General features: G+C 51.7%; 1 protein-coding gene. It reads right to left on the bottom strand.

What is annotated here, in order from left to right:
• Positions 1-350, bottom strand: a 350-nt coding sequence (locus F0L74_RS34895; RefSeq protein WP_149842268.1) for a DUF1676 domain-containing protein, incomplete at both ends; no start/stop codon positions are given.

Consider the following 350-nt stretch of genomic DNA (forward strand, 5'->3'; position numbering starts at 1 on the left):
GTCGTTTTTGGAAAGCAGTTTCTTGAGGAGTATTAAACCGGAAGCCAAGAGCGCTGCTTTAGCTAACATAAGACCCTTGACGGCGGCAAAGGCAATGATTCCGAGGAAGACGGGGATGAGGGACTGGATCTTCAGTTGCAGGAGTGCCAGTATGGGCAGGAGTTGCTTCAACTTCTTCTTCTTACCGCGACCTTCTTCCAAGGATCGCTTCGCAGATTCAATGGCACCCTTCGGCAGACGTAGCTGAATGACAAAGTTCTCCAAGAAATCAGCAACTCCATCCAAAAGTCTGAGGTCCACTTGGTTCTCCCTGGCTCTAGGCTCGTCGGGGAAAGGCTCGGAGGACCTGG

The organism is Chitinophaga agrisoli (genome assembly GCF_008386695.1).
Lineage (GTDB): Bacteria > Bacteroidota > Bacteroidia > Chitinophagales > Chitinophagaceae > Chitinophaga > Chitinophaga agrisoli.